Annotated in this window: 8 protein-coding genes and 1 pseudogene; 8 read left to right on the top strand and 1 reads right to left on the bottom strand. The window is 59.4% G+C overall.

All coding sequences use genetic code 11. The annotated features are described in order from the left end of the window. Positions 1-33: 33 nt before the first annotated feature. Positions 34-426: pseudogene (locus tag HMPREF2698_RS10155) on the bottom strand (LLM class flavin-dependent oxidoreductase); the annotation flags it as partial. 203 nt (positions 427-629) lie between these two features. Between HMPREF2698_RS10155 and HMPREF2698_RS10150 the strand changes: the two are divergent. The 8 genes from HMPREF2698_RS10150 to HMPREF2698_RS10115 all read left to right on the top strand — a co-directional run bounded on the left by HMPREF2698_RS10150 (position 630) and on the right by HMPREF2698_RS10115 (position 9320). After that, the gene (locus HMPREF2698_RS10150; protein WP_070562789.1) at positions 630-1280 is read left to right on the top strand and encodes a DJ-1/PfpI family protein; all 651 of its coding nucleotides are present in this window, start codon (positions 630-632) and stop codon (positions 1278-1280) included. A gap of 181 nt (positions 1281-1461) precedes the next feature. Then, on the top strand, positions 1462-1947 hold the full coding sequence (locus HMPREF2698_RS10145; protein WP_070530305.1) for a GNAT family N-acetyltransferase: 486 nt from the start codon (positions 1462-1464) through the stop codon (positions 1945-1947). Between the two features lie 301 nt (positions 1948-2248). Further along, complete coding sequence (locus HMPREF2698_RS10140; protein ID WP_070564270.1) at positions 2249-3919, top strand: AbgT family transporter; 1671 nt, start codon at positions 2249-2251, stop codon at positions 3917-3919. Positions 3920-3923: 4 nt separating this feature from the next. After that, complete coding sequence (locus tag HMPREF2698_RS10135) at positions 3924-5273, top strand: amidohydrolase (protein ID WP_070564267.1); 1350 nt, start codon at positions 3924-3926, stop codon at positions 5271-5273. 171 nt (positions 5274-5444) lie between these two features. Further along, the gene (locus HMPREF2698_RS10130) at positions 5445-6476 is read left to right on the top strand and encodes a siderophore ABC transporter substrate-binding protein (protein WP_070564264.1); all 1032 of its coding nucleotides are present in this window, start codon (positions 5445-5447) and stop codon (positions 6474-6476) included. A gap of 35 nt (positions 6477-6511) precedes the next feature. After that, entirely contained in the window at positions 6512-7513 is a 1002-nt protein-coding gene (locus tag HMPREF2698_RS10125) for an ABC transporter permease (RefSeq protein ID WP_070564261.1), read from the top strand. A gap of 35 nt (positions 7514-7548) precedes the next feature. Further along, positions 7549-8568: an iron chelate uptake ABC transporter family permease subunit gene (locus HMPREF2698_RS10120; protein ID WP_070562803.1), complete on the top strand. Its 1020-nt coding sequence runs from the start codon at positions 7549-7551 to the stop codon at positions 8566-8568. After that, positions 8565-9320 carry an iron ABC transporter ATP-binding protein gene (locus HMPREF2698_RS10115; RefSeq protein WP_070564257.1) on the top strand — a complete coding sequence of 252 codons (756 nt, stop codon included), beginning with the start codon at positions 8565-8567 and terminating at the stop codon, positions 9318-9320. The genes HMPREF2698_RS10120 and HMPREF2698_RS10115 overlap by 4 nt, the downstream gene beginning before the upstream one ends. Positions 9321-9425: the final 105 nt, after the last annotated feature.

Here is a 9425-nt window from a genome sequence, read left to right as displayed (position 1 = left end):
CCACTACGTGTCCACGATTTGCGGGCAACCCCAGTTGGGGGCCTCGCCCTTGTAGCCGAAAGCCTCCCAACCACGCTCGGCAACCTCCGGGGCACCGCGTGAGACGCCCAGGGCCACGCGGCCGCCGGAGAGCTGGTAGAGGGATGCGGCCTCTTCGGCGAGGTAGAGCGGGTTTTCGTAGCGCATGTCAATTACGCCGGTGCCCACCTCGATGTTCTTGGTGGTGGCGGCGACTGCGCCGAGCAGCGGCATCGGGGCTGAGGCTTGCGGTACGAAGTGGTGGACGCGGAAGGACGCGTTGTTTACGCCGATCTCATCTGCAGCCTGGGCGATTTCCAGGTGGATCTTCGCGACTTTTTCGGCGGACGGTCCACGCTGGCCGCCGAATGCGTAGTGTCCGAAGCTTAAGAATCCGAATGCTTTCATTGGCTAAACACTCCTATTGGTGACGTATCAACAACCAGGGTAGCGACCCATCCGCAGATTGTCACGGTCTGAGTCGGACTTCGCTAGAAGCCCCAGTTAGAAAGCGTTCTATCTGGGGGCTCTTCGTGTGTGGAGCCGTCGGGAATTGAACCCGGGTCCCAGATGCTCGTCCGTGCTCATAGGGCCTGCTTTAGGATGGCCGCATGGATACCGAATCTCTCCGCATCGCTGTCGTCTTGTTTGAAGGCTTTGAGCTTCTCGACGTCTTCGGACCCGTCCAGCTGCTTCAAGCGGTGCCTGACATCACCGTGGTTTTCGCCGGGCCGACGGGCGAGCCAGTTGCAAGCTCGCAGGGCGTGGAAGTGGTGCCGACGATTTCTTATGGGCAGATTGGGCCGACCGACGCTCTCCTCGTTCCCGGCGGTAAAGGAACCCGGCAGCTCGTAGGGGACGAATCTTTTCTGTCGTGGCTTCGTGGGTTGGGCGCACAAGCACCGTGGGTTGCCTCCGTGTGCACGGGTTCTGCGGTCTTGGCGGCAGCGGGGCTTTTGGAAGGCTACGCCGCGACGAGCAACAAGCGTGCCTTTGCGTGGGCGAGCTCCTTCGGGGAGTCCGTGATTTGGAAGCTCAAGGCGCGGTGGGTGCAGGACCGTAATCGGTGGACTTCCTCAGGCGTGGCGGCGGGGATGGATATGACGGTCGCACTCATTGAGTACCTCAGCTCCGAAGCTGTTGCCATCGACGCTGCCAACTTTGCGGAATTCGAGCCGCATCGCGATTGCGAGTGGGATCCTTTCGCCCGGCTTTATGGGCTGGTGCCCTCGAGCGTTGACGACGCTGAATGCGGGGAGTGACGTCTGGGAAGCCGACGACGCTCACGGTAGATAAGGTGCTAAAAACGGTCGATTTTGGGCCACTATTTACCGTGAGTGTAGCGATGGGTGAAAAGCGCTCTTGGTGAGAGGGCGCTCGGAACTTCGTCGTCAGCAGAAGCGTTAATGTTCTAGTGACTGATCAAATCTTGCGTGGTGAACTATGGCGATAAAGATGCCTATCGACTTAAGGCCGCTTCGTGTCGAGGATGCTACCGAGATGGCTACTGTGCTTTCCAGCCGTGCCCTGTACACGTTTACGGGTGGTGAGCCGCCTTCTGCTGATGAGCTTGCGCGACGGTACGCGTTCCAAACCCGAGGCGGCTCGAGCGACGGTACCGAAGAATGGATCAATCTCATCGTCACCCTCGGTTCGAGTAAGCAACCGATAGGTTACGTCCAGGCGACTGTGCCCCGCAGCGGTGATGCGACGGAGATCGCATGGGTGATTGGGAAACAGTGGCAGGGGCATGGATACGCCAAGGAAGCCGTGAAACTGCTTAGCGCTTATCTTGCGGAGCGAGGCATTACGCATCTCATCGCTCATATCCATCCCGAGCACTTAGCCTCACAGCATGTCGCTGCCTATGCAGGGATGAGCCCCACGGCACAGGTCGTTGACGGCGAAGTCCGTTGGGAGCGCAGATAGTCTCCAACAAAATCGTGAAAAGCGAGCATCATTGCCAACTCAGGGCTAATGGACACCTCTCAGTGTTGTTCACGGTAGATAAGGGGCTAAAAACGGCGTCGATTTTGGGGCGCTATTTGCAGTGAGCGTAATGAGAATCCCGTGAGGGGTGTAGGGGCGCGGGGCGAAAGCGGAGGACGGCTGGCCGGGAAAATGTGACGAAGAAGGAAAATATTTGTTACCCAAGTTACATTCCCGTGGTAGCCTTTCCCCAACAGTGTGACGTGGAGCACTGGGACTGACCCCTACGACAGGAGTACCCATGAACAGCCCATCCAATGCAGCGCCACAAGGCGGCGCTGGCACCGCGGAAAAGCCGAAGACGAATCCCGCAAAGGCTGAGCAAAAGCAGAGCCAACAATCCAGTGGGGGAATGCTGGATAAGTTCCTTAATGGTGTCGAATACATCGGCAACAAGCTGCCGGAGCCCTTCACCATCTTCCTGGTCCTCTTCCTGATCACAGGCGTGCTTTCCACCATCATGGCGAAGATGGGCGTGGAAATTAAGATTCCCGGTAGCGATGAAATTCAGCCAGTTAAAGGCCTGTTCACCGGTGAGGGGCTGACCTGGTTCACCACGACAATGGGGGAGAACTATATCAACTTTCCGCCGCTGGTGACGGTACTTCCCATCATGCTGGCGGTGGGTGTGGCGGAGCGCTCCGGCATGCTCTCTGCGTTGATTCGCAAGCTCTTTGGTTCCGCCAAGCCCTGGCTGCTTCCGTACGCCGTCGGCGTTATCGGCGTGACCGCTTCCGTCATGGCGGATGCCGCCTTCGTCATTGTTCCGCCGCTGGCCGCGATGGTCTTCAAAGCCGCGGGCCGTCACCCGGTGGCAGGTCTGATTGGTGGCTTCGCCGCCGTGGGCGCTGGTTATTCCACTGCCTTGGTGCCCACCTCCCTGGATGCCCTCTTTGCCGGTATTACGACCGCAGTCATGGAGACTCTGCCAGATACCGAGTTCGCGCCGGTTAACGCCATGTCGAATTACTACTTCAACGTGGCTTCTTCCATCGTGCTCGGTGTGCTTGCTGGATTCATCATCGACAAGGTCATCGAGCCGCGCATGTGGAAGCAGGAAGTCCCCACCGAAGAAGACATCGACCCTGAGGATGCCGCCGAGCGCGGCGACCGTGACGAGAACGGCGAAGAACTCACCGCTGAACTGCGTCCGGCCGAATCCAAGGGTCTCATCTGGTCCGGTGTGGCCACGGTCATCCTCACCGCCATCATTCTCTTCGCAGTTCTTCTGCCGGAGTCGCCTTGGCGTAACGAGGAGGGCGGCTTCTTGCCCAAGTCGCCGCTGTTGAATTCCATCGTCTTTATCGTGTTCGCCTACTTCTTGGTGCTCGGCGTGGTCTACGGCAAGGTCGTTGGCACGGTCAAGGGCATCACCGATGTTGTGAACATGATGATCGGCGCGCTCAAGGACATGATGAGCTTCCTTATTCTGGCCTTCATCCTGGGTCAGTTTGTGGCGCTCTTTGCGTGGACCGGTATCGGTACCTTTACTGCCGTGAAGGGTGCTGCCTTCCTGGAATCCATCGGGTTGACGGGCTTCCCAGCTATCTTTGCCTTCATCGTCCTGGCGTCCTGCCTGAACCTGCTAATTATTTCTGGCTCCTCCATGTGGACGCTTATGGCGGCGGTCTTCGTGCCCATGTTTGCCCTGCTGGGCTATGAGCCGGCCTTCATTCAAGGCGCATTCCGCGTTGGTGATTCCGCAACCCAGATCATCACTCCGCTGAACCCGTACATGATCGTTATGCTTGGCTTCCTCCAGCGTTATGAACGCGATGCAGGCTTGGGAACGCTGATGTCGCGCCTCGTGCCCTTCGTGGTCCCATTCTTTACCGCGTGGGCGATTTTGCTGGCCATCTGGTTCTACGTGGACCTTCCGCTGGGACCGGGCAACAACGTCATGATTGGTTAAACGCATGAATCAACGCAACAATCCATCGACGGCGTATTTGGAGGCGATGGAGGAGGGCGTCGCCAAGCGCGTGGCGTCCGCCGCCCCACCGGAAAAGCAGGGAGAGGACTATTCGGGGCAAGCACAGCTCTGGGATGTGGCGGCCGCACGGGCCGAAGACCTGCGGGAGCAGGCCGCACACATCGTCGCTGACCTGCACGCCCACCCCGAAACCTCTTTTGAGGAACATCGCTCCATGGCGGTGCTCGCGGACCTTGTTGAGGAGCATGGCTTCTCCACGCGCCGCGGGGTCTATGGTGTGGAGACCGCCTTCGAGGCCTCGTGGCAGAGCACAGATTTCGACCCCGAGCGGCATCCCACTGTGGCCATCCTGGCGGAATACGATGCCCTGCCCCAGATTGGGCACGCGTGCGGACACAACGTCATCGCCGCGGCGGGCGTTACTGGATTCTTGGCGGCTACTGCCGTGCTGGACGACGCCCCTCCCATGTCCGGCCGCATCCTCCTCCAGGGAACCCCGGCGGAGGAAGGCCATTCCGGCAAGGAGTACATGATCCGCGGCGGTAGCCTCGAAGGGGTGGATGCCGCGGTGATGATCCATGGCTTCGGCTATGACATTGGTGCGCATACCTGGGTAGGGCGGCGCATTCTGCACGTTACTTATCGCGGCGTGGCCGCGCACGCCAGCTCCCAGCCCTTCATGGGGCGCAACGCCCTCGATGCCGCGAGCCTGGCCTACCAGGGGATTGGGCTTATGCGGCAGCAAATGCCGCCATCGGATCGCGTGCACGCCATCATGAGCGGTGGTGATCGGCCTTCCATCATCCCGAGCGAGGCGGAAATGACCATTTATGTGCGCTCGTTGGGGACGCGCACGCTCATGGATCTGTCCGCCAGGGTGGAAGACATCGTCCGGGGCGCTGCACTCATGGCCGGTGTTGAGGTGGATGTGGATTGGGACGAGCATCCGATGACGCTGCCCGTGCGCAACAATGCGGCGCTGGTGGACCGCTGGACGGCGACGCAAGTGCGCCGGGGGCGCACCGCGCTGCCGGCGGGGACGGTTCCGGATACGGTGGCTGCCTCGACGGACTTCGGCAACGTCTCCCACCTAGTTCCGGGTTTGCACCCGATGGTGCAGGTTTCGCCTACCGACGTGGCCTTGCATACCGAGGACTTCGCCCGCTGGGCGGCTACGCCGCAGGCGGTGGATGCGGCTGTCGATTCCGCTGCAGGGTTGGCGCAAGTAGCGCTAGATTTCTTGGCGGACTCGGACTTTCGCCGCGCGGCGCAGGAAGACTTTGATAGGGAAGGGCCCGTATCGGTGGCCGATCTCATCGCGGAGAAGGGGTAGCGGGCCACGTTCTTGTAATGGCACGTCACGGGGCGTCGTCCAGCGTATGCGTACCCCCGTGATGAATTAAGAAACAATTGTGTGCTTGAAAGGTAAGCCTTACATAGGTTAGGTTATGCGCTGACATTATTTGCCAGCTGTGGTTAGCCACACCTAATATGCAAGGAAGCTATGTTTACTCTTTCTCGCCGTGCCGCAGGCGCGACCGTCACCAAAGTTGCAGCCGCCGTCTCTGTGGCCGCGCTCGCTCTAACGGGTTGCTCCGCAAACCAGTCCCAGGATTCTGCTGAGCCGACCAACTCCGCAGCCGCGGACTCCTCCACGATTACGCTGGAGGATAACTTTGGTTCGAAGGAGGTCGCGCTGCCGGTAGAGAACCCCGCGGTGACGGATAACCGCGCTTTCTCCGTTCTGGCTCAGTGGGATGTTGACCTCGCCGCCGCGCCGCTTCCGCTGGTGCCGAAATCCCTGCGTGATACCTACAACAAGGACACCGTCGAGGTTGACCTGGGCTCCCATAAGGAGCCGGATCTGGAAAACCTCGTGGCGGCGGAGCCGGACGTGGTGTGGAACGGTCAGCGTTTCGAGCAGCACCAGGAGGACATCGAGAAGCTGCTCGAAGATGTTCCGGTTGTTGACTTCGAGCCGCGCGATGACAAGGACTTCTTCGAAGAGCTCAAGCGCCACACCGAGGCGCTGGGCCAGGTCTTTGGCCACGAGGAAGACGCCGAAAAGCTCATCGCGGACTTCGACGCTGCCGCCGAGCGTGCCAAGAAGGCCTATGACCCTGAGCAGAAGGTGATGGCCGTGAATACCTCCGGTGGTGAAATCGGCTACATCGCTCCTGGCATCGGGCGCGTGTATGGGCCGGTCTTCGACTTGCTCGGCCTGACCCCGGCCCTAGAGGTCGACAATGCTTCTGACGACCACGAGGGTGACGATATCTCCGTCGAGGCGATTGCTCAGTCCAACCCGGATTGGATCCTCGTTATGGACCGCGACGCTGCCATTTCCAAGGAAGGCGAGCAGGTCACCCCGGGTGAGAAGCTGGTCAAGGACAATGCGGCGCTGAAGAGCGTGAGCGCGGTAAAGGACGGCAACGTTTACGTGGCGCCGAATGACACCTACATTGATGAGTCCATCATTACCTACACCGAGATCTTGAACGCGCTTGCCGACGCCTTCGAGAAGGCCCAAGCCTAAACAGTTCTGCGTTAGCGAAGGAGAAGATTCACAACGTGACGGTGAAGAGTAGCGCTGCGTCCCAGCGGCCAGCCGCGAACAAGCGCAGTTCGCGCGGTTCTGTGCTGACCTGGAAGCTGGGCCTTGGCGTACTTGGCGTCGTCGCGCTACTCCTCCTTTCCCTCATCGTGGGCGAGTACAGCATCCTCGATAATGAGGACGGCTGGGACATGTTCTTCACCACTCGCGTACCGCGTACCGTGGCGCTCGTTTTGGCGGGCGCTGCGATGGCAATGAGCGGTTTGGTTATGCAGCTGCTGACTCAAAACCGCTTCGTGGAACCCACGACGACGGGAACTACCGAGTGGGCCGGATTGGGCCTGCTCTTTTCCCTAATCCTCTTCCCGCATGCATCGGTACTGGTGAAGATGATCATTTCGGTGCTCTTCGCTTTCGTGGGCACCATGGTGTTTTTCGCGTTCCTGCGTCGCGTGGCACTGCGCTCTTCACTCATCGTGCCGATCATCGGCATCATGCTGGGCGCCGTCGTTAGCGCGGTATCGTCATACGTGGCGCTAGCCACGGATACCTTGCAGCAGCTCGGCATCTGGTTCATGGGATCCTTTACCTCTGTCTATGAAGGACAGTACGAAGTCCTGTGGATCGTGCTCCTGGTTTTGCTGGCGGTGTGTTTCTACGCGGATAAACTCACCGTCGCCGGGCTAGGGGAGGACATCGCCACCAATATTGGCCTGAACTACCAGCGGATGATCCTGCTGGGAACCGGCCTCATCGCGGTGGCGACGGGCGTGGTCACCGTCGTCGTTGGCGCCCTGCCTTTCTTGGGCCTCATCGTGCCTAATGTGGTGAGCATGGTGCGCGGCGATGACCTGCGCTCTAATCTTCCATGGGTCTGCCTGCTCGGCATCGCCACGGTGACCTTGTGCGACCTGATTGGCCGCATCATCATTGCCCCGTTTGAGATGCCCGTATCGGTCATCCTGGGCGTTGTGGGTGCTATCGTTTTCGTCGTCTTGATCGTGAGGTCGACCAAGTGAGTGTGAGTATCTCTATCCCTGCGACGAAGGAAGCTGTGCAAGTTTCACGAGCCCGGCGAAACGTGGGCAGCTTCCAGTCTGCAGCTGCGGCGCGAAAGTACTGGATCATCCTCGGTGCTTTGATCTTCGCCGGGCTGCTCTTCGCCTTCGGCCTCTTGGCCTATGACAACCCCATGGACTTTGGGACTCGGAAGTGGTGGCTCATTGCGCGTCGCCGCGCTGATGCGGTGACCGCCATGGCGGTTGTCGCCGTGTGCCAAGCAGTCGCCACGGTCGCTTTCCACACGGTGACAAACAACCGAATCCTCACGCCCTCCATCATGGGCTTTGAATCCCTGTACGTGGCCATCAATACGGCTACGGTCTTCTTCCTCGGTGCTGCCGGCCTGACCCAGGCGCGGACCATGGGAACCTTTCTCATGCAGCTCGCGCTCATGGTGGCGCTGTCTGTGGTGCTGTATTCGTGGCTGCTGACCAGCCGCCGCAACAACATGCATGCGATGTTGCTCGTGGGCATCATTATCGGCGGCGGCCTCGGCTCGTTGGCAACGTTTATGCAGCGCATGCTCACCCCCAGCGAGTTCGATGTGCTCACCGCGCGGCTTTTCGGCTCCGTTAATAACGCGGAAAGTGAGTACTATCCCATCGCGATTCCGCTGGTCATTGCGGTGACACTGTTGATGTTCCTCAACTCCCGTCAGCTCAACGTGCTGGCATTGGGAAGAGATGCCGCCACAAACCTGGGCGTTAACCACAAGGTCAACGCCATCTACACGCTGATTTTGGTCTCCATCCTTATGGCCACGAGCACCGCGCTCGTTGGGCCCATGACCTTCCTCGGATTCCTCGTAGCAACGTTGGCCTACCAGGCGGCGGAGACCTATGACCACCGTTTCCTCTTCCCGATGGCTATAGCCACCGCCTTCGCTGTACTCACCGGCGCCTACTTCCTGATGGAGCACGTCTTTTACGCACAGGGCGTGGTCTCCATCATCATTGAGTTGGTGGGCGGCAGCGTCTTCCTCCTGGTCATTCTGCGAAAGGGCAAGCTGTGATCAAGCTTTCCAATGTTTCGAAGTCCTACTCCGGCGAGACCAACATCGGTCCCATCGATTTGGAAATTCCCTCCGGTGGCATCACGGCCCTCATCGGTCCGAATGGCGCGGGCAAATCTACGATGCTCACGATGATTGGCCGGCTTCTCGACGTCGACGAGGGCACCATCGAGGTCGCCGGCTACGACGTCGCTTCCACGAAATCGCAGGATCTGGCAAAGATCCTCTCCATCCTGCGCCAAGAAAACCACTTCATTACCAAGCTGACCGTGCGCCAGCTGGTGAGCTTCGGCCGGTTCCCTTACTCAAAGGGGCGTTTAACTGCAGAAGACGAAGAGATAGTCTCGCGCTACATCGACTTTTTCCGCCTTGGCGAATTGGAGAACCGCTACCTCGATGAACTCTCCGGCGGCCAGCGACAGCGCGCCTACGTGGCGATGGTGCTGTGCCAGGAGACGGACTACGTGCTTCTCGACGAACCCCTCAATAACCTCGACATTTCCCATTCGGTCGAGATGATGAAGCACCTGCGAAAGGCCGCCAAGGAATTCGGCCGCACGATCATCATCGTATTGCACGACATCAACTTCGCTGCCCGCTACGCCGACTATATCTGTGCGGCTAAGGATGGCAGCATCGTTGCCTTCGGTGGGCCGGAGGACATCATGCGCGATGACATCCTGACTCCAATCTTTGAAACTCCAATCACGGTCATCGACGGACCGGATGGGCTCTTGGCCTGTTACCACTAGCTATTAACATTCGGGTGGACTGCCCGACAGTCAGAAAACCGCCCCAGGAAGAGCGCCAAAATGCGTATTTTCCTGGGGATTTGTTGTTTGTTGGGGGTGTGCGTA

It is taken from the genome of Corynebacterium sp. HMSC072A02 (assembly GCF_001810085.1).
Lineage (GTDB): Bacteria > Actinomycetota > Actinomycetes > Mycobacteriales > Mycobacteriaceae > Corynebacterium > Corynebacterium hesseae.
This window is presented reverse-complemented; position numbering and strand designations above follow the sequence as displayed.

What these genes read in the sequence shown, in the direction of transcription:
- HMPREF2698_RS10150 (WP_070562789.1), top strand. Translation starts at nt 630, where the DNA reads ATGGATACCGAATCTCTCCGCATCGCTGTCGTCTTGTTTGAAGGCTTT.
- HMPREF2698_RS10145 (WP_070530305.1), top strand. Translation starts at nt 1,462, where the DNA reads ATGGCGATAAAGATGCCTATCGACTTAAGGCCGCTTCGTGTCGAGGAT.
- HMPREF2698_RS10140 (WP_070564270.1), top strand. Translation starts at nt 2,249, where the DNA reads ATGAACAGCCCATCCAATGCAGCGCCACAAGGCGGCGCTGGCACCGCG.
- HMPREF2698_RS10135 (WP_070564267.1), top strand. Translation starts at nt 3,924, where the DNA reads ATGAATCAACGCAACAATCCATCGACGGCGTATTTGGAGGCGATGGAG.
- HMPREF2698_RS10130 (WP_070564264.1), top strand. Translation starts at nt 5,445, where the DNA reads ATGTTTACTCTTTCTCGCCGTGCCGCAGGCGCGACCGTCACCAAAGTT.